15 protein-coding genes are annotated in these 18,285 nt (G+C 59.0%); 4 read left to right on the top strand and 11 right to left on the bottom strand.

The genetic code is table 11. From position 1 onward, the window contains the following. Window positions 1–90: 90 nt before the first annotated feature. The 8 genes from K8W16_RS09020 to K8W16_RS08985 all read right to left on the bottom strand — a co-directional run bounded on the left by K8W16_RS09020 (window position 91) and on the right by K8W16_RS08985 (window position 10,189). Window positions 91–999, bottom strand: coding sequence for a ParB/RepB/Spo0J family partition protein (locus K8W16_RS09020; protein WP_304122817.1), 909 nt, complete (start codon window positions 997–999; stop codon window positions 91–93). A 171-nt stretch (window positions 1,000–1,170) separates the two neighbouring features. Next, window positions 1,171–1,941, bottom strand: a complete 771-nt coding sequence (locus K8W16_RS09015) for a ParA family protein (protein WP_304122816.1) — start codon at window positions 1,939–1,941, stop codon at window positions 1,171–1,173. Window positions 1,942–2,474: 533 nt separating this feature from the next. Continuing rightward, entirely contained in the window at window positions 2,475–3,608 is a 1,134-nt protein-coding gene (locus K8W16_RS09010; protein WP_304122815.1) for a hypothetical protein, read from the bottom strand. A 159-nt stretch (window positions 3,609–3,767) separates the two neighbouring features. Then, window positions 3,768–4,232 carry a type III secretion system chaperone gene (locus K8W16_RS09005; protein ID WP_304122814.1) on the bottom strand — a complete coding sequence of 155 codons (465 nt, stop codon included), beginning with the start codon at window positions 4,230–4,232 and terminating at the stop codon, window positions 3,768–3,770. Between the two features lie 358 nt (window positions 4,233–4,590). Then, window positions 4,591–5,970: a sigma-54 dependent transcriptional regulator gene (locus K8W16_RS09000; protein WP_294559661.1), complete on the bottom strand. Its 1,380-nt coding sequence runs from the start codon at window positions 5,968–5,970 to the stop codon at window positions 4,591–4,593. Continuing rightward, on the bottom strand, window positions 5,963–7,444 hold the full coding sequence (locus tag K8W16_RS08995) for a sensor histidine kinase (protein ID WP_304122813.1): 1,482 nt from the start codon (window positions 7,442–7,444) through the stop codon (window positions 5,963–5,965). The genes K8W16_RS09000 and K8W16_RS08995 overlap by 8 nt, the downstream gene beginning before the upstream one ends. Before the next feature lie 230 nt (window positions 7,445–7,674). Next, window positions 7,675–8,997 carry a glucose-6-phosphate isomerase gene (locus K8W16_RS08990; RefSeq protein ID WP_304122812.1) on the bottom strand — a complete coding sequence of 441 codons (1,323 nt, stop codon included), beginning with the start codon at window positions 8,995–8,997 and terminating at the stop codon, window positions 7,675–7,677. Window positions 8,998–9,019: 22 nt separating this feature from the next. Continuing rightward, entirely contained in the window at window positions 9,020–10,189 is a 1,170-nt protein-coding gene (locus tag K8W16_RS08985; protein WP_304122811.1) for a pyridoxal phosphate-dependent aminotransferase, read from the bottom strand. Window positions 10,190–10,317: 128 nt separating this feature from the next. On the opposite strand from K8W16_RS08985, the gene sfsA reads away from it, so the two are divergent. Together sfsA and K8W16_RS08975 are read left to right on the top strand one after the other, a co-directional pair. Then, a complete protein-coding gene (gene sfsA / locus K8W16_RS08980; RefSeq protein WP_369694467.1) occupies window positions 10,318–11,001 on the top strand; it encodes a DNA/RNA nuclease SfsA in 684 nt (227 codons plus the stop codon). A gap of 147 nt (window positions 11,002–11,148) precedes the next feature. Beyond that, the gene (locus K8W16_RS08975; RefSeq protein WP_304122809.1) at window positions 11,149–11,613 is read left to right on the top strand and encodes a hypothetical protein; all 465 of its coding nucleotides are present in this window, start codon (window positions 11,149–11,151) and stop codon (window positions 11,611–11,613) included. Window positions 11,614–11,725: 112 nt separating this feature from the next. On the opposite strand, the gene ggt is transcribed toward K8W16_RS08975, so the two are convergent. From ggt to K8W16_RS08960, 3 genes are all read right to left on the bottom strand, one after another. Next, window positions 11,726–13,384 carry a gamma-glutamyltransferase gene (gene ggt, locus K8W16_RS08970; protein WP_304122808.1) on the bottom strand — a complete coding sequence of 553 codons (1,659 nt, stop codon included), beginning with the start codon at window positions 13,382–13,384 and terminating at the stop codon, window positions 11,726–11,728. A 254-nt stretch (window positions 13,385–13,638) separates the two neighbouring features. Beyond that, window positions 13,639–15,945, bottom strand: coding sequence for a type I DNA topoisomerase (gene topA, locus K8W16_RS08965; RefSeq protein ID WP_304122807.1), 2,307 nt, complete (start codon window positions 15,943–15,945; stop codon window positions 13,639–13,641). A 236-nt stretch (window positions 15,946–16,181) separates the two neighbouring features. Further along, on the bottom strand, window positions 16,182–17,249 hold the full coding sequence (locus K8W16_RS08960; protein ID WP_304122806.1) for an elongator complex protein 3: 1,068 nt from the start codon (window positions 17,247–17,249) through the stop codon (window positions 16,182–16,184). A gap of 108 nt (window positions 17,250–17,357) precedes the next feature. Here K8W16_RS08960 and K8W16_RS08955 point away from each other — a divergent pair, with 108 nt between their 5' ends. Together K8W16_RS08955 and K8W16_RS08950 are read left to right on the top strand one after the other, a co-directional pair. After that, complete coding sequence (locus K8W16_RS08955) at window positions 17,358–17,780, top strand: HIT family protein (protein WP_304122805.1); 423 nt, start codon at window positions 17,358–17,360, stop codon at window positions 17,778–17,780. A 33-nt stretch (window positions 17,781–17,813) separates the two neighbouring features. Further along, window positions 17,814–18,119, top strand: a complete 306-nt coding sequence (locus K8W16_RS08950) for an integration host factor subunit alpha (RefSeq protein ID WP_304122804.1) — start codon at window positions 17,814–17,816, stop codon at window positions 18,117–18,119. Window positions 18,120–18,285 lie beyond the last annotated feature (166 nt).

The following is an 18,285-nucleotide window of genomic DNA, read 5'->3' as shown; positions in this document are numbered from 1 at the left end:
TGTTCTGGGAGGAGAAAAACGAAAAAGGCGCCTGCTTTTCTGCGGGCGCCCTGGAAAGTCGTGCATGGCTGGTTCAGTATCGTTTCCTTTTCAGGCTTCGTCGTCTTTCAGCCCCAGCATTTCCAGAATCCGGGCCAGCTCTTCCGGGCTGGCATAGGGGATTTGTATACGGCCCTGTTGTTCGTTGCCGCTGATGGTGGCTTTTGTGCCGCTGTTTCGGCGCAGGAGCGCTTGCAGGTCTTTGATGATCTGAGGGCGGGGAGAGCGGGAGGCGCGCGGCGTATTCTTTCCTGTTTGCGGGGAAAGCTTGTCCGGCAGCCTGCCGCTTCGTTTGCAGGTATCGGCCGCGCTTTCCGCCTCGCGCACGGAGAGGTGATGCTCCAGAATGGCGGAATGGAGCTGTTCTCGCAGGGCATCGTCGGGCACGGAGAGCAGGGCGCGGGCATGCCCCGCGCTGATCTCGCCCCGGGCGAGGGAGTCCCGCATGGAAGGGGGAAGCTGAAGCAGGCGCAGGCTGTTGGCCACGGCGGAGCGGCTTTTGCCGAGCTGCTCGGCCAGCGCCTCCTGGCTCAGACCGTGGGCTTCGCGCAGGGCCTGCAGGGCTTCGGCTTCTTCCATGGGGTTCAGGTCTTCCCGCTGGAGGTTTTCCACCAGGGCAACAGTCATGGCTTCCTTGTCGTCGTATTCCGTGACGATGACGGGAACTTCCGTCAGCCCGGCCATACGTGCGGCACGCCAGCGACGTTCCCCGGCCACGATTTCATAGCGCTGGGGCATGCCCGGCAGAAGGCGTACCAGAAGGGGCTGTATGACGCCCTGATTTTTCAGGGAGGCGGCAAGCTCGGCAAGGGCGCTGTTGTCAAAGTGTTTTCTGGGCTGGTGCTTGCCCGGGACAAGCTGGGTAAGGGCGAGCTTTCTTGTTTCCTCATTTCCGCTTTCCGAGGCGGAGCTGAGAAGGGAGCTGAGGCCTCGGCCGAGCCCGCGTTCGGGAATATTCATGCTTTCCTCACAGAGAGCCTGTAGCTCTGTTTCATGGTCATAGATGCCTGCACACAGGCGGGAAGTGGAAAATTGCCGTGGTTCTGCCCGAAGCGTCACGGCGCTTCGGGCACTTTCCCTCTCGGCCGATGCGCCGGGAGGCGCTGTGTTTGGGGAAGCTCCCCGTTCCCGTCAGGGCCGGGCCGTTTTGTGGACGACCTCGCGGGCGAGTTCCAGATACGCTTCCGCGCCTTTGGATTTTATGTCGTAATGCAGGATGGACTTGCCGTGGCTGGGCGCTTCGGAAAGGCGCACGTTGCGGGGAATGACGGTTTCAAACATGTGTTTGGGAAAGCAGCGTTCCGCTTCGGCTTTGACCTGGCGCGCCAGCTTGTTGCGGGAATCGTACATGGTGAGCAGCACGCCCAGGATCTGCAGATCCCGGTTCAGGCGTTTGCGTACCTGTTCATAGGTGTGCAGCAGCTTGACGATGCCCTCCAGGGCAAAGAATTCGCATTGCAGGGGAATGAGGATTTCATGCGCGGCGCACAGCGTGTTGATGGTGATGAGGCCGAGGGAAGGCGGGCAGTCGAGGATGATGTAGTCGTAATTGTCGGCTATCTGGCCCAGGAGGTCGGCGAGATAGAATTCCCGCGCCATTTTGTCCACCAGCTCCAGTTCTATGCCCACAAGGTCGGTGGAGGAAGGGAGCAGGGTGAGGTAGGGCGTTGCCGTGGGGAGCAGCGTTTCTTCCAGTGTGGAGGTACCGCAGAGCGCCGTATAAAGGTTGCGATGAAGATTCTGCTGGTCGAAGCCCAGAGAACTGGTGGAATTTGCCTGCGGGTCGCAGTCCACCAGAAGAACGCGGTTTTCCATGATAGCCAGAGAGGCGGAAAGATTGACCGACGTGGTGGTTTTGCCCACGCCGCCTTTCTGGTTGGCGACAGCAATGATTCTGGCCAAGATAATGCTCCTTTCCCAATGTCTTTTCTTACATAAACGCTGAAATGGCGAAAAGCAAGGAGTGTTTCACGTGAAACAGCGAAGAGCGACGGGGTATGTTTCATGTGAAACACGAAAAATTTTTATTTCATGAAGCCATGTCGTGAGTGACCCAAAAAGCACTGGGCGGAGACATAAGCTTTCCGGTACAGGGGGAATATTTTTTCCGGGGAAATGCAAGGAGAGAAGAACATGCTCCGGAGAGGGAGCGATTCAGCGGCGGGCAGTGCGGAAAAGGAGTGTGGCTGTGGAATACGGGGAGTGCGGCCTTGCCCGTAACCTGGTAGTTGTCGAGGCATGGGATGGAGCAAAGAAAAGGAACAGGCGGAAAAGGGAAGTTTTCCGCCTGTTCCTGAACAGAATGGGGAAAGGGGCGCGTTACTGTTCCTTCTTATCCGGCTTCCGATATGGGGCGGAAGTTATGCCGCCCTATAGGGCCCCCCCGGTTTTTTCTGGAAGGAGTCTTCTGGTGTCACGCTTTATGAATCATGCACTCACGGTTGTTCGGCACCCTGCGTTGTGGTAAAGCTCATCTCTCCCGATTCCATGGTTATGTGCGGTACCAGTACGGTTTTGCCGTTTACCGTATGTGTGGAAGGCGGGGTACTGAGGTGCACGCGCAAGGTGGCCGTACCTTTGAAGGTGAGGGCGCTTTCCGTATTGAATTGATTCCGGGAAATCTCATCTATACTGTTGAATCCCACACTGAACCGGCTTGAAATGAGGAGATCGTCGCCATCCCGGGAAAGGGAAACGCCATGTTTGGAATTTATGGGCATGAGGCCGTATTCTGTAAAGTACATGGCCAAAGAAGGCCTTGCCACACCTGCTTGTACCGGCAGAAATTCCAGCGAGCCGTCCATTCCGGCCTGTGAGGCCATCATGGAAAGAAAGGGCAGAAGCTCCTTGTGCTCTTCGCCCACAATATTTCTGAAGGCTGTTTCATAATAATCGAGAGGCTGATTTTCCTCCATGGCGGTATCGCCTATCTGCTTTATGGTGTGGCGGACGGCATCTTTGTTGAAGGAGTTATGTATACCGTTGGCGCCTATATTATTCTGTTCCTCCGGGGTGAGAAAATCCTGTATGAGTTTTGTTTTGAAACCTTGCAGCCCCGCGTCGATATCCGCACCGGGGGGGAGCTGCTCGAGAAAGTAGTTTTTCAGCGATGCCACACGTGCCGACCACTCGGGCGCAGGAGTGTTTTGGATCATGGTCGAGAGAGCGCTTTCCAGAGCCTGTTTCGCGCTCGTGGGGAGAGCTTTGATTTTTTTATCGCCGCGCAGGCCGTTCCGTATGTCGTCTATGGCCGCCTGTTTGGATTTTTCCGCCGCCCTCGTGAGGTCGGCGGTCACGGCGCTGAGCCTTTGATGCAGCTGCTGTGCCTGAGGCTGGGGATCGGCGCGGGCCTCATTCACGGCCTGATGCATGGCAAGGACGACGGCTTCATTGCGCGCCGCTATGGCCGCCCGTCCGCTTGCGCTGAGTCCCTGAAAGAAGTCGCCTATTTTGGCAAAAAAGGCCCTGATACCGCTTCTCTTTTCCAGCTGGCCGGAATCGTTGATTTTAATTTCGGAAAGGCTGCTGACGCCGACGAGAGATTGAAGTTGTTGCAGATTGACGGGCATGGATACCTCCTGGATATGGGGGGAACAGGATACAGGTGAGGAGCGATACGTTTTTTTCCTGAAGATATGCTGGGGGCTCCTCCGTCTTCCTGAAATTTTCGTTTTTTCGCCGTGAATCGAGTACTATTTTTTTGAGACTGTGTGCCTGAGAAAGCGGTGTCAGATGCGGAGCATGTTCTGCATGTTGAGCAGGTCTGATTCGAGAGTCTCCGTTTTTTCTGTTTCCGACCGGCGCGCGATGTTGTCGAAGTCTTCCATGACGGCAAGCAGAGCTTCGAGAAAGGCGACGGCCCGGGCGATGAAGGTTTCCTTGCTGAGGCCGTCCAAAGGAATGAAGCTTTGCAGGGTGACGGCGTCGCCTTCAAGGCCGAGTGTCGCGCCCCGCGTCCCCCGGAACAGGGAGTTCATACGCAGAAGTTCCATGCAGAAGGCTTCACCATTTGAGGAGGGAAGCACGCCCGCAATGGCCTGCATGATGATGGCGCGATGGGATTCGAACAGGCCGATATGGAAGGCCATGTCCCCCAGAGAGACGGAAACGGGGTTTTCTCCGGGGGTGACGGTGCGTTTGATGCCGGCTTCGTCAAGAAAGGCGGTGATAAGTTCAAGGAACTGTTCTTGCATGGAGACCTCGATGGGAGCACTTGCCGGGACATACCGGCATCGCAGAATACAGGGTAGATACAGGCTAGAAGATTTTTTCCCGTTTTTCAACGAGCAGGCAGGCAGAAGCTTCCGCTGTGAGGTTGCCCTCATGCTTTCTTGTTGCGGAAGCCGCTTCGGCGGCGGAGTTTTCCTGCGGGCCGCTATGGTAAGGGGGATACATGCGGTGAGTAAGGGAAAATATGCCTTCACCGTGCGCGGATATAAGGCTTTGGGGACGGATATCTGTTCCGGGAGATTTCTCTGTGAAAGGAAGAGGCGTGCGGGGCAATAAAAAAGCGGGCGCATGCGCGCCCGCCAGGATAGCGTATATCCCGTATCAATGTCCGGTAATGTTGTATTTTTTCAGCTTGTACTGCATGAGGCTGCGGGATATGCCGAGAAGCTCCGCAGCATGGGCCTGGACGAAGTCGGCGCGTACCAGGGCGCGCTTGATGAGCGCTGCTTCTATGCGGTCCAGCGTATCGGCCAGGTTGAGCTCCACAGGCAGAAGGTCTACGGCGCTTTTGAACTGCGATTCCTCGCCGCGTATTTCCGGGGGCAGGTCGTCCACGCCGATGACCGGGCCGGGCACCATGACCATGCAGCCTTCCAGCACGTTCTGAAGCTGGCGTATGTTGCCGGGCCATTCGTATCCTGTGAGGTAGTTCTGCGCCTCGGTGCTGAAGCTCTTGGCGGGGATGCCGTTGTCCTCGGCGATCTTTTCCGTGAAGTGGGCGATGAGCAGGGGAATGTCCTCCCTCCTTTCTCGCAGGGGAGGGATGGGGATCTGCACCACGTTGAGGCGGTAGAAGAGGTCTTCGCGGAAGGTGCCTTCCTCCACCATTTTGGAAAGATCGCGGTTGGTGGCCGCCACCACGCGGATATCCACGCTGATGGGTTCCGTGCCGCCCACACGCTCGAATACCCTCTCCTGAAGCACGCGCAGAAGCTTGACCTGAAGATCCATGCTGAGTTCGCCCACTTCGTCGAGGAAAAGCGTGCCGTGATCGGCCTGCTCGAAGCGCCCGCGGCGCGTGGCCACGGCCCCGGTAAAGGAGCCTTTTTCATGCCCGAAAAGCTCGCTTTCCAGCACGCCGGAGTTGAAGGCCATGCAGTTGACGGAAACGAAAGGCCCTTCCTTGCGCGGGGAGCTGAAGTGTATGGCCCGGGCCACCAGCTCCTTGCCCGTGCCCGACTCGCCGGTGATGAGCACGGTGGAGCGGCTCACGGCCACCCTGTCCACGATGGAGAGGGTGTTCCTGATCGCCTTGGATTTGCCGATGATGTGGTGCGTGCGATAGCGCTCTTCCAGCGATTCCTGAAGCAGCTTGTACTGCCGGTGAGCTTTGGAAAGCTCCACGGCGTTGTGCACGGAAAGCAGAAGTTCATCGTTGGCAAAGGGCTTGGTAATATAGTCGAAGGCCCCGTAGCGCATGGCTTCCACCGCGCTTTCAATACTGCCGAAGGCCGTCATGATGAGCACGGGCAGGTCGGGCCAGGATTTCTTGATGCGCTGCAGCACTTCCTTGCCGGTGAGCTTGGGCATTTTCATGTCGGTGATGACTACGTCCACTTCCGATTCATCCAGAAAGTGCAGGGCCATTTCCGGGTCGTTGAGCGCCGTAACCTCATAGCCCGCGTCCTTGAGCAGCGCCTCCATGACGATGAGATAGTTTTTTTCATCATCAATGACGAGAATATGGGATATGTCACTCATGGGAGCTTCCTTGTTCGGTTGAAGTATTCTCTGTGGGGAAGCGGACGGTGATGAGCGCTCCGCCCTGCGGGGCGTTGGCAAGTTTCATACTGCCGCCGTGGGAGTCAATGATAGCCTGCACGATAGGCAGGCCGAGGCCTGTTCCGTTGTCCTTGGTGGTGAAGAACGGATCCATGACCTTGTCCAGCGTGTCTTCGGCAAAGCCCGGTCCCGTGTCGCGAAAGGTGAGCGTGATCTGCCCGTCGGCGGGCAGGGCGCTGTCGATGAAGATCTGTCCCGGGCCCTGCATGGCCTGCTGCGCATTGGCGAGGATATTGTAGAAGGCGCGGTACAGAAGGTCGGGGTCGCCCAGGATGATGAGGGATGGGGAAAGGTTTGTGTGTATTTCTATTCCCTGGCGCTGAAACTCCCCGCCGAGGAAGGCCATGGCCTTGTTGAGCACATCCTGAATATTCACGTTGTCCTTCCGCGGCTGGCGGGGACGTGCATAGTCCAGAAAGTCGTTGACCGTGGTACCCAGGCGGCAGGATTCATCGTAAATGGCGGAAAGCATGGCCTGGGTGGTGGCGTCTTCCGTTTTGTGGCGGCGGATAAGAAATTCGGAGCTGGAACGGATGATACCCAGGGGGTTTCGTATCTCATGGGCAATGGAAGCCACCATGCGGCCCATGCTGGCCAGTTTTTCCGCCTGATGGAGCTGTGCCTCAAGCTGGCGGTTGCGGGCCATGCGGCGGCTCAGGGTGAATTCTGCCTTGCGGGCCACAAAATGCAGCAGGAAGAAAAGAATGAGGGTGGAAACGAGAAATCCCCCGATGATGAGCCACTGGGAGCGTATGGTTCCCCGGTACTGGGGCGTCATGTCCTGCACGATTTCCAGCACGCCCAGCACGGGCACGGGCTGACCGCGCAGGCGCAGGCCCTGAAAGTCGGCGTCTATGGTGAGCGGGAAGATGGTGCGCAGAAGGAAGGTGCCGTCCTTGAGGTTTGGCGTCACCAGTGCCTGCGTGTAGGGGATGGAAGAAATGACGTCGAAATGATGGGGCTTGCCTTCGAATACCAGAGGGATGCCTGCGGTGTACAGGTCGGTGCGGCGCACTTCGCGCGGGTCTGTAGAATAGAGAATGGTATAATGATCGTCGAAAAGGCGCACGCTGGAGAGCTGAAGCCCGTGCAGCTGCGACTGTATGACTTCGTCGAGCAGCTTGTACTGCGCCGGATTGGAAAGGGCGACGCGCCCCGAGGCGTAGGTGACGGGAAGGGTGAATTTGCGGAATATCTGGCGATTGATGTTGTCCGCAAGGAGCAGCGCGTATTCCTGCTGGCTTTCCAGCACGGAGCTGTTCATGGTGCGGCCGATGAAGAGCGTAAGGATGACGCTGGAAATGAGGATCAGCACCAGCGAAATGTAGGAGAAGAATTTTGCCAGGTTGAACGGCAGCTTGTTATCTGCGCCGTTCTGACTTGCGTCATCCATAACATGTCCCTTCGGAAACGGATTGGCGGAACCTTCCGGGCTCCGGCGCATGGAAAAGGGAGGCTTTCCGGGGCGTCCGGGGACTGCGGAGATATCTCTCCTTCCTCATGGAACGGGCGCCCTTTTTGCCGTCAGGCTCCGGCCCCGCGCGGTGCGGAGCCGGAGCCTTTCCACGGTAAAGAAGTAGTATTCTGCGGCGTCCCAGAGAACGCCGCGTTTCAGATCATTGTTTAGAATTCCATGTTTTTCGAGGCAATGGCGGTGAACATGGCAAGGCGCGAGGCGTCTTCTTCCGAGCCGGGCATGCCGAGGCGGGCGCGGGCGAGCTTCTTGCCGTTTTCCACGGCGGGCTGATCCACGGGATTGATACCCATGAGCCAGCCGGTGAAGATGGTGGCCGCTTCCAGAAGCATCATCATTTTGCCGGCGGAGTAGGCGCTTTCGTCGGGCATGTCGAGGTGCACGACGGGCACGTCCTTCTGAGCCAGGGTTGCGCGGGTGGCCAGCGTTTCCGCTTCAAGGATATCGCCGAAGGTGTGCCCCTTGAGGTACTGCCACTGTTCGGGGAGCTTGGCGGGCATGGGCAGGATATCCTTGTTGGCGGGAGAGCTGACGAAGAGACAGATCTTGTCCTTGGGGCCGTCCAGGAACATCTGAAGCAGGGAATGCTGGTCTGTGACGCCGGTGGCCGGGATGGGCATGGTACCCTTGCCGTCTTTGCCGAGGCTTTCGGCCCAGAGCTGGCAGAACCACGGGCCGAAGGTGGACCAGGCCGGGATGTAACAGAAGTAGATCACCTGGCTCTTGCCGGCTTCCGACATCTGATACGCCCAGCGGGCCAGCTTCCATGAAGGATGCTCAAGCAGGGTGTCGGGATTCTCGGCCAGCGGGCGGCCTACGGAAATGGCGCCCTGGATGAGGCCCTTCCAGTCCATGCCGAGGAACACGGCGGGGACCATGCCCACGGCGGAAAGCACGGAGTAGCGGCCGCCGAGATTGTCCGGAACGGGCAGGGAGCGCAAGGCGTACTTGTCCACCTCGTCGCGCAGGAAGCCTTTGTTGGCGTCGGTGACTATGAAGAGATGTTCCTGCCATGTGCCGGGCAGTTTGGTCTGAAGCCAGGGCAGCACGATGAGGTATTGGGCTATGGTTTCAATGGTGCCGCCGGATTTGCTGACGACCACGACCAGCGTATCTTCCGGAACGAGGTTGTCCAGATGTTCCTGGAGCCATTCAGGATGTACGTTGTCGGCTATCCACAGGCTGGGGCCGTCGTAATTGGGGCGATCCTGCCCGGGAGCAAAGGCGCGCTGAAGGGCGCGGGGACCGAGGGCCGAGCCGCCGATGCCGAGCAGCAGCATGTGCTTGAAGCTGCGCAGGAATTCTTCATGGATTTCCAGCTGATGGATGAGGTCTTCCGCAAAAGGAAGTGCCAGGAAGGGCAGAACCGGCAGCTCCTGCTTGAGTTTTTCGATAAAGGAGGAGTCGTCGGAGGGGCGGTCGGAAACGCCGCCCAGCCAGGCATGGGCCCAATCAAGTTTTGCCTGAGTCATAAGCGCACCATCTCGATAAGGTTTAGTGGTAAAGGGCTTCCTTCATGCGATGCAGCGCATCCATGAGGATATCATCGGAAACGGCATAGGAAAGTCGGATGCAGTTCTTGTCGCCGAAGGCCTCGCCGGGCACGCAGGCCACGCGGGCCTTTTCCAGAAGCAGAGTGCACACGGCCGTGCCGTCGGGCATATCCTTGGTGAACAGGGCGCTCACGTCGGGGAAGAGGTAGAAGGCCCCGCCGGGCTTTGCGCATACCACGCCCGGCCATGTGGAAATTTCTGCCATGGCGAGGTCGCGGCGGCGGAGGAAGGACTGACGCATCTCTTCCACGCAGTCGTAGGAGCCGTCCAGCGCGGCCACGCCGGCCTTCTGGGCTATGGAGCACATATGCGAAGTCATCTGCCCCTGGAGCTTGGAGCATTCCTTGATGAGATCCGCATGGCCCAGGGTGTAGCCCACGCGCCAGCCGGGCATGGAGAAAGCCTTGGAGAGGCCGTTGAGTATGGCAAGCTTGTCGGGATATTTTTCCCACCAGCCGGAGGCGCTCACGGGGGCGCCGTCGTACACGAGCTGATCGTAGATTTCGTCGGCCAGCACGAAGATATCGTGGTCAAGGCACCACTTCACCATGGCGTCCACTTCCGCCTGCGTATAGGCCACGCCCGTGGGGTTGGAGGGCGTGTTGAGTATCATCATGCGGGTTCTGGGCGTTACGGCCTTTTCAAGGTCGGAAACGTCGATGCGGAAGCCCTTGGCGGAGGAGGCGGGCACAAGCACGGGATTGCCGCCCGCGATGCGGATGAGGTCGGGGTAGCTCGTCCAGTAGGGGGAGGGGAGCAGCACGTCGTCGCCGTCGTTGAGCATGACGAACAGGGTGTTGGCCAGAGACTGCTTGCCGCCCGTGGTGAGTATGACGTTTTCCGGTTTTGCCGTCACATGATACTGGCGCTGGAAATAGTGGCAGACGCCCTGACGGATTTCCATAATACCGGGAACGGGCGTGTATTTGGTGAAATTTTCGTCTATGGCCTTTTTGGCGGCCTCGCAGATATGAAGCGGGGTGGGAGCATCGGGTTCGCCCACGGCCAGGCTGGTGACCTTTATGCCTTTGGCCTTGAGTTCAAGGGCTTTGGCATTAACGGCAAGGGTGGCGGAGGGCTTGATCTTTTTCATTCTCTCGGCAAAGTTCATGGATATGTTCTTCCTGTTGGCAGTGAAAGGCGCGCAAGGTTTCCCAAGATGGTTAAATCTTTATCAGCTTCACAAAGGTCTGTAAATTGATGAGTGAACCGGTTTTGCGATATCCGGGGCCCTGCCGTGTGGCCCGTCTGCTGCGCCGCGAGAAGCGTTTTTTCGTTTTTGTGGAACTTGACGGCCGGGAAGTGGCCGCTCATACCAACAATACCGGCACCATGCTGGGGCTTTTGCGGCCCGGCTCTCCGGTACTGCTTTCTCCGGCCTCCAATCCGGCCCGCAAGCTGTCCTGGACGGTGGAGGCCCTGGGGCTGCCGGACAGAGGGGGCTTTTTCTGGGTGGGGGTGAATACCTCCGTGCCCAACCGCCTGCTTTCCGCCCTGTTTGAGTCTGGCCTTCTTCCGTGGGCGGAGGGCTATACCACGCTCAGGCGCGAGGCTGTGCGCGGGGAAAGTCGTCTGGACGGGGTTTTTCGTGGGGAAGGTCTGCCCGATCTCTGGGTGGAGTGCAAGAACGTCACGCTGGTGGAAGACGGGGCTGCCGCCTTTCCCGATGCTGTGACTGTCCGCGGAGCAAAGCATCTTCGCACGCTTATGGAAATACGCGCCGCAGGGGAGCGCGCGGCTATGCTCTATATTATACAGCGTCCGGACGGGGCCTGTTTTTCCGCCGCAGATTATGTGGATTCTGCATACGCCGAGGCCCTGCATGAGGCCGTGGAGTGCGGTGTGGAGGTGTACCCCGTAGTCGTGCACATACGCGAAGACGGCATCCATTATGGCTGTGTGCTGGAATATAAGAGAGTATAGGGGGAAGAAAGGAAGCGTTGCTTGCGGTTATGGGCGTTTTCTGGAAAAAAGGAACAGGGGCCGGCGTTGCCCGGCCTGTGTGCCCATCTGCCGCCTATATTTTTTGCAATGCACAACGCCCGACAGCGTATTCAGAAGGAGAAAACCATGATCAGGAATCTCATGATCGTTCTGCTGGCAGCGGCCTGCATAGCTCTTGGCGTCAATCAGTACCGGGAAGCTTCCCTTCGGGACAGTGAGGAAATAAGCGCGGCGGAATACGGCGGTCTTCTTGCCCTGCGCAGTCTGTACAATGCAAGGGATTATCAGGAAAGGGTCCTGCCCCTTGTGGAGGAAGCCTTTGTGGACGGGAAGGTGACGCGGGAGCGCATGCGCGCACTGGGGGAGAAGCTGAGCGGGCTCGGATCACGTACCCTTGAACAGCTGAAGAAGTCGGACGCGAGAAGCAAGGTCGCCCGCGCATGGGACGACGCCAAGGACAGCGCTGCGGACCTCGGGGAGAAGCTCGGCCGGAAGATGGACGACGCCATGCGTGAACTGGGCGATACCCTTGAAGGCATGAAATCCGGCCGTTCCTCTTCCCGGAACAGGAATGAGGGTGTTGAGCTGTAGCTCTGTGTTGTTTCTGCTACATGTATGAGCGCTCCGGCCGAAAGTGCCCTTCCGCGACGGCAGAGCGCCTGAGACGGGCAGCCCTGCCGTCGCATGAAGCCGGGCGGGAGCTTCAGTACCCTGCGGCGAGCCCGTCGCTTCTCGGGTCGGACGCCCCCTGGAGAATGCCTTTTTCAGGATTGACGAGAATGGCCCCGGCATGGCCCATGATATCGGTGTAATCCTGTACGTTCTGGACGGGATGGCCGCGCCGCGCGAGCTCCTCCGCAACGGCGGCAGGGATACGGCCTTCCAGCTTCACGTTATTGGAAGTTGATCCCCAGGTGCGTCCGTAGAGCCAGCGCGGGGCAGTAACGGCTTCCTGCGGCGTCAGGCCGAAATCCACCACGCGCGTTACTATGGCGGCCTGTGTCTGCGGCTGTCCTTCGCCGCCCATGGTGCCGTAGACAAGGAAGGGCCGGCCGTTTTTCAACAGCATGGCCGGGTTCAGGGTATGCAGGGTGCGCTTGCCCGGCATGAGGCAGTTGACGTGCGCCGGGTCGAGGGAAAAGAAGCTCCCCCGGTTCTGGAGCAGCACGCCGGTATCTTTTGCCACGATGCCGGAGCCGAAATCGTGGTAGATGCTCTGGATGAGGGAGACGGCGTTGCCGTCCCCATCCACCACGCCCAGCCACACGGTGTCGCCCTTGGGGTCGAGAGGGGACAGGGGGCCTGCCGCCCTGTCCATGCGTATGCGCGCAGCCTGCGCCTTGCCGTGCTCCTTGGAGAGCAGCTCATCGAGCGGGATGGAAACAAAATCCGGGTCGGAGAGATAGAGATCACGGTCGATCAGGGCTTCCTTGGTGGCTTCGATCAGGACATGGTAATAGTCTGCGCTGCCCTCGCCCATGGCATTGATATCGAAGTTGTTGAGAATGTTCAGAAGTTCCAGAGAGGTCATGCCCTGCGTGTTGGGAGGCAGGTTGCAGGCCGTAAGGTCGCGATAGTCGACATGGATGGGGGTCACCCAGTCTGCCTTATGTGCGGCAAAATCCTCCAAGGAAAGCAGACCGTCGTGTTCTGCCAGGTCATCCGTGATCCTTTCGGCAATACTGCCGGTATAAAATTCCGCCGCGCCTTTTTCCGCAATTTTTTCCAGAGTGCGCGCAAGGTCGGGCTGTCGGAAGATATCGCCCACGGAAGGACGCCTGCCGTCTTTCATGAACACGCGGGCAAATTCCGGGAAGCGCTGAAGGCGTCGCGTCGCCAGGCCTTCGGTGTCGGTATTTATCGCAAGCCAGCGTGCGAAGGAGGTGCTTACCGGAAAGCCTTCGACGGCATAACTTAGGGCGGAGGCGAACAGTGCTTTCCAGGGTATGGCTGTGCCCAGGGCCGTTTTGCTGAAGCGGTAGGCTTCATCCCAACCGGATACCGCGCCGGGCACGGTATTGGCCGCGAGGTAGCCGTGTGCGGGGATTTTTTTGACCCCCCGCACGGTATAGAAGTCGATATCGGCCTTTTTTCCTGCCCGGCCGCTGGCGTTCAGCCCCAGAAGTTCGCCTGTTTTCGCGTTGTAGATGAGCCAGAAGTTGTCGCCTCCGGGCGTGCACATGTGCGGGTAGACTACGGCCAGGGAGACGGCGGCGGCAATGGCGGCATCCACAGCGTTGCCCCCCCGGCGCAGAATATCCAGCCCGGCCTGCGTGGCCAGATGGTTGGGGGAAGTCACCATGCCGTGCGTTGCTATCGGATTGGTGCTCTGGGAAACAGTGGCGCAGTAGGAAGTGTTCACGGCAAAGCCTCCTTTTGCGGGGGACAGACCGGCCCGCTGAGAAAGATGGGCATATCCGTTTCTCAGGGTAAGGTTTTATGAAATTTTGTCCACCGGATCGGCCTTTCCGGGAAAGTTTTCCCGTGCCGGGGCATGTTTTCCCCACGGCACTGTGGCACGCGAGGCGGGGGCTTTGCCGGAAAAGTGGCCGGGACGGTTTTGAACCGCAAAAAAAGGATGCCCGTAGGCATCCTGAAAAGGAAAGGCCTGAGCCTTTATTCCTCATTGAGTTCCCGCGCATAGCGACATTTTGGGTTGGGGCAGGCTATGTGGCGGCCGCGTGCCCGGGTCGTTTTGATGACTAGCACGGGCGAGCCGCATTCCGGGCAGGTTTCGGCCACAGGCCAGTCCCACACGGCGTAGTCGCACTGGGGGTACTGGTCGCATGAGTAGAACAGCTTGCCCTTGCGGGAGCTTTTTTCCACCAGCATGCCTTTGCCGCACTTGGGACAGGCCACGCCCGTGGAGAAGGGGGCGGCATAGTCGCACTTGGGGTAGTTGGCGCAACTTAAAAAGCGGCTGCCCGTGCGTGCCTGCTTGAGGATGACGTCGCCCCCGCATTTGGGGCAGGTGCCCACCTTTTTATGCTCTTCCTTCTGCCGCTCCTTGGGTGTGATGCGCCCTTTTTCATCGCGGGTGAAGTTGGTGGTATAGCGACATTCCGGGTATCCGGTGCAGGCCAGGAACTCCCCGCTCTTGCCGAATTTGATAACCAGCGGTTTGCCGCATTCCGGGCAGGGCACGTCGGTGGTGAGCCCGCCCTTGACGGGGGCCATGTTTTTGGCCGCCGCTTCCAATGTGGGGTTGAATTCCCGGGAAAATCCCTTCATAAGATCCACCCAGCCCATTTCCCCGTCGGCCACCTTGTCGAGATTGCTTTCCATTTCGGCGGTGAAGCCCACGTCCATGAGTTTTTTGAAGTGGTCGCGCAGCTGGGAACAGACCACGTTGCCGAGGTCTGTGGGAATGAAGTGCTTGTCTTCCAGGCGCACATATTCGCGTTCCTGAATGGTGGAGATGATGGTGGCATAGGTGGAGGGGCGGCCTATACCCTTTTCTTCCAGTTCCCGCACCAGGGATGCTTCGGTGTAGCGCGGCGAAGGCTGCGTGAACTTCTGCTCCTTTTCCAGCTTCTGCAGGGTGACGACTTCTCCCTCACGCAGGGGCGGAAGCGCGCTTTCCTCTTCCTCGCTTGTGCGGGGCATGACGGCGAGAAAGCCCGGGAAGAGCAGCCTTTCGCCTTTGGCTTTCCACTGTCCGGGACCGCAGGTGAGACTAACGGAAGTGTCGTGGTAAGTAGCTGCGGCCATTTGCGAGGCAACGAAGCGGCACCAGATGAGGTTGTAGAGGCGGTACTGGTCGGAAGAGAGGAACTCCTTCACGTCCTGAGGAGTGAGCGCGACATCCACGGGGCGTATGGCTTCGTGGGCGTCCTGCGCGCTCGTCTTGCCCTTGAAGGAACGGCCTTTGCCGCCGGGAGCCATATACTCCTTGCCGAATCGCGCTTCTATATAATCGGCCGCGCTTTTCTTCGCCTCGTCGGCAATGCGCACGGAGTCGGTACGCATGTAGGTGATGAGCGCAGTGGTGCCTTTTTCCCCGAGTTCGATACCTTCGTAAAGGCGCTGGGCCGTGGCCATGGTGCGTTTGGAGGTAAAACCAATGCGCTGGTTGGCCGTCTGCTGAAGCGTGGAGGTGGTGAAGGGCGGCAGGGGGTTGCGGGCGCGCTCCTTTTCTTCCACCTGATCGACCACGAAGGGCTGCCCGGCCATGGCCTGTTCCATGGCGTCGGCGGCGGCCTTGCTGGCAATGAGTATCTTGCGGGCGGCCTTGCTTTCGGCCCCTTCGCCGGAAAGCTGCTTCAGTGTCTTGGCGAAATTCGTTTCCACCTTGGCAAGCTCCGCCCTGAAGGGCGGGGGGGTGGCCCCGGCGAGAAGGGCGCGGAAGGTCCAGAACTCTTCCGGTACAAAGGCGAGGCGCTCCTCCTCTCTTTCCACGATGAGGCGCAGCGCCACGGACTGTACACGTCCCGCGGAAATACCCCGTTTCACGGTTTTCCACAGCAGGGGGGAGATCTTGTAGCCCACGAGGCGGTCGAGAACGCGGCGGGCCTGCTGGGCGTTGAACAGGTCGGGGTTGATATCGTGCGGGTTGTCGAGTGCGTTCTTCACGGCCCGGGCCGTGATTTCATTGAACTGTATCCGCTTGATGTTCTTCGCTTTGTTTTTGATGACTTCGGCAATGTGCCAGGCAATGGCCTCGCCCTCCCGGTCGGGGTCGGGGGCGAGGTAGACGGTGTCGGCCTTGGATGCCGCGTCCTGCAGGTCGCGGACGACCTTTTCCTTGCCCTTGATGATCTCATAATGAGGGGCGAAGTCGTGGGCTTCGTCCACGCCGATTTCTCTGGGGGGAAGGTCGCGGATATGGCCTACGCTGGCCTGCACCATGTATTTGCTGCCCAGAAATTTCTTGATGGTCTTCACCTTGGCCGGTGACTCCACGATAATGAGATCCTTGCCCATAGAACGCTCGCAGAATAGGAATTTGGAGGGAAGAGGCCCGCCGTCAAGGAACATACGTCAAAAGGGGGGAGCGTCAAGCCCCGGAAGGGAAAAAGAGCAGGTTTCGGGCGATTCTTCCCGGAAGCCGGCCCCGCTGAGGCCATGAAGTCGGCTGACCTGTGCGGCTTTTGCCGAAAACCGGCCTCTGCCTTTTTTGACCTGTATGGGATGCTGAGGGACAGACGACAGGATCTTTCTCAGAAAAGCGTCGCGTCGTGCGCCGTCTCGTCGAAGCGGATACGCTCCGGCCCCAGATCGAGCTTGCGCCAGCGCTCCTTTAACGCTCCTCTGTCTCCGTAGAGAAAGCCTTGGCAGAAGCGTGGGAGTACCAGGCCTTCCGGCCTTCTGCTCAGGGTATCCGCCGCGTTTTTCACGGCAATGAGCAGGGCTTCGGCCTGAATGAGAGCGCCGAGGGCCGGGTGGCGCGGCCCGGCGAGAAGCGCCTTGTCGAAGGAGGGTTCCGGGGCTACGGAGAGCCGTATGACGGGCACGCGCGCCTGCCAGGCCATATTCAGGGCCGTCCCCAGGGTGCGGACGGTTTCTTCCAGCGTCCAGGGCCGGTACCGCCCTTCGCAGAACCAGCGCGCGAGCGCCGTTCCTTCCGGCACGAGGCAGGGATAGAAGCGCAGGCACGCGGGGGAGAGGGTAAGCGCCTTTTCCACGTCGGCGAGAAAAACCTCCGGAGTGCTTCCGGGCATGCCGGGAAGAAGCTGTATGCCGAGCCTGAGCCCGGCTTCGGCCACGGCCCGGCAGCCGAGCAGGGCGTCCTGCTTCTGGTAGCCGCGTCGGGAAAGGGTGAGGGCTCTGTCGTCGAAGCTCTGTATGCCGAGTTCCACAAGCCCGATTCCGGCGCGGACGAGCTCTTCGAGCACGGCGGGGGAAAGTGCGTCGGGCCTGGTGGAGCATCGGGCGCGCGTGATGCGCAAGCTTTTGCGCATATCCCGCAGCAGGGCGAGGCAGAAGGACCTGTCGGCTTCGGGCAGGGCCGTGAAGGTGCCGCCGTAAAAGGCGAGTTCCCGCTCTTCGCCCTCCCCGCAGGGGGGCAGGCTTTCCAGTCGTTGTCTGGCTTCAGCGGCAATTTCTTGTGCTCCCGAACTTTCCCGGCCGGTCTGCCTGTCCTGGGCGCAGTAGACGCATTTGCCCGGACAGCCCAGAAAAGGCAGAAAAACCGGAAAGATGCGCCCTGATCCGTATTGCCCCCCGCCGACGGGGAAACAGACGTTCCGGGGGCTATTGGCGGAAATATGGTGAGGAATTTTCGACATTTTTTTGCCTCGGAAGAAAAGCTCTTGATGTTCTAATCGCTTGCGTTTAGGATGACAAGGTATCCCCCGTGTTAAAAACACGGGAGGTTTCTGGAGGTCTGTGCTGTCATGTCTGAAGAAAAGTGTATTTTCTGCCTTATTGCCAAAGGGGAAATCCCCTGCGCGAAAGTATACGAGGATGATAGTGTCCTGGCGTTTCTGGATCTTTCTCCTGTCCATCCCGGGCATACGCTGGTTATTCCCAAGGCGCATTACAAGGACATGCTTCATGTTCCCTGTGAACTTGCGCCTGCGGTATTTTCAGCTTTGAAGAAGGTGGGCGCCGCCGTGATGGGTGCTACCGGAGCTTCGGGGTTCAATGTCATGCAGAATAACGGATTGTCCGCCGGGCAGACCATGTTTCATATCCATTGGCACATCATCCCCCGATTCGACGGGGACGGTCTCGGCGCCTGGGAGCAGGGGAAGTATCCCGACGCCGCGGCTATGCAGGACATGGCCGCCAAGGTGGCTTCGTACCTGGAAAAGTAATCCGTGTTCAGGAAGGAGTGGCAGGAGGAACCCATGAACAAGGCTCTTACCAAAGCAGACATTGTGGAAGCGGTGTACAATGACAAGAATCTCGGCCGCAATCGCGCGGAAGTAAAGAACATCGTGGAAAATCTGCTGTCGCTGATGAAGCAGGCCATTAAAAAGGACGACGCGCTTCTGATCAGCGGTTTCGGCAAGTTTGAAGCCTACGACAAGAACGCCCGCAAGGGGCGCAATCCCCAGACCGACGAATCCATCACCCTGCCTCCGCGCAAGGTCGTGGTGTTCCGCCTGTCGCGCAAGTTCCGCATGGAGCTCAACGGAGGCGAAGAAGCGTAGAGCCCTACATGTGTTGAAGGCCCGCTCCGGCGGGCTTTTTTGGTTAAAAGAAAACCCCCAGCTAGGCTGGGGGTTCCCGAAAACTTATAGTTATGCGTAGGTTATAAACACTCCTTTTGATTTGCTAAGAAAGAGGTGCGGTCTGGCAACTGCGCCCATAAGCAAA

This window comes from Mailhella massiliensis (assembly GCF_020741395.1).
Classification (GTDB): domain Bacteria; phylum Desulfobacterota; class Desulfovibrionia; order Desulfovibrionales; family Desulfovibrionaceae; genus Mailhella; species Mailhella massiliensis_A.
This window is presented reverse-complemented; position numbering and strand designations above follow the sequence as displayed.

Coding starts and splice junctions, on each gene's coding strand:
- K8W16_RS09020 (WP_304122817.1), bottom strand. CDS start 999: ATGAATATTCCCGAACGCGGGCTCGGCCGAGGCCTCAGCTCCCTTCTC.
- K8W16_RS09010 (WP_304122815.1), bottom strand. CDS start 3,608: ATGCCCGTCAATCTGCAACAACTTCAATCTCTCGTCGGCGTCAGCAGC.
- K8W16_RS09005 (WP_304122814.1), bottom strand. CDS start 4,232: ATGCAAGAACAGTTCCTTGAACTTATCACCGCCTTTCTTGACGAAGCC.
- K8W16_RS09000 (WP_294559661.1), bottom strand. CDS start 5,970: ATGAGTGACATATCCCATATTCTCGTCATTGATGATGAAAAAAACTAT.
- K8W16_RS08995 (WP_304122813.1), bottom strand. CDS start 7,444: ATGGATGACGCAAGTCAGAACGGCGCAGATAACAAGCTGCCGTTCAAC.
- K8W16_RS08990 (WP_304122812.1), bottom strand. CDS start 8,997: ATGACTCAGGCAAAACTTGATTGGGCCCATGCCTGGCTGGGCGGCGTT.
- K8W16_RS08985 (WP_304122811.1), bottom strand. CDS start 10,189: ATGAACTTTGCCGAGAGAATGAAAAAGATCAAGCCCTCCGCCACCCTT.
- K8W16_RS08975 (WP_304122809.1), top strand. CDS start 11,149: ATGATCAGGAATCTCATGATCGTTCTGCTGGCAGCGGCCTGCATAGCT.
- topA (WP_304122807.1), bottom strand. CDS start 15,945: ATGGGCAAGGATCTCATTATCGTGGAGTCACCGGCCAAGGTGAAGACC.
- K8W16_RS08960 (WP_304122806.1), bottom strand. CDS start 17,249: ATGTCGAAAATTCCTCACCATATTTCCGCCAATAGCCCCCGGAACGTC.
- K8W16_RS08955 (WP_304122805.1), top strand. CDS start 17,358: ATGTCTGAAGAAAAGTGTATTTTCTGCCTTATTGCCAAAGGGGAAATC.
- K8W16_RS08950 (WP_304122804.1), top strand. CDS start 17,814: ATGAACAAGGCTCTTACCAAAGCAGACATTGTGGAAGCGGTGTACAAT.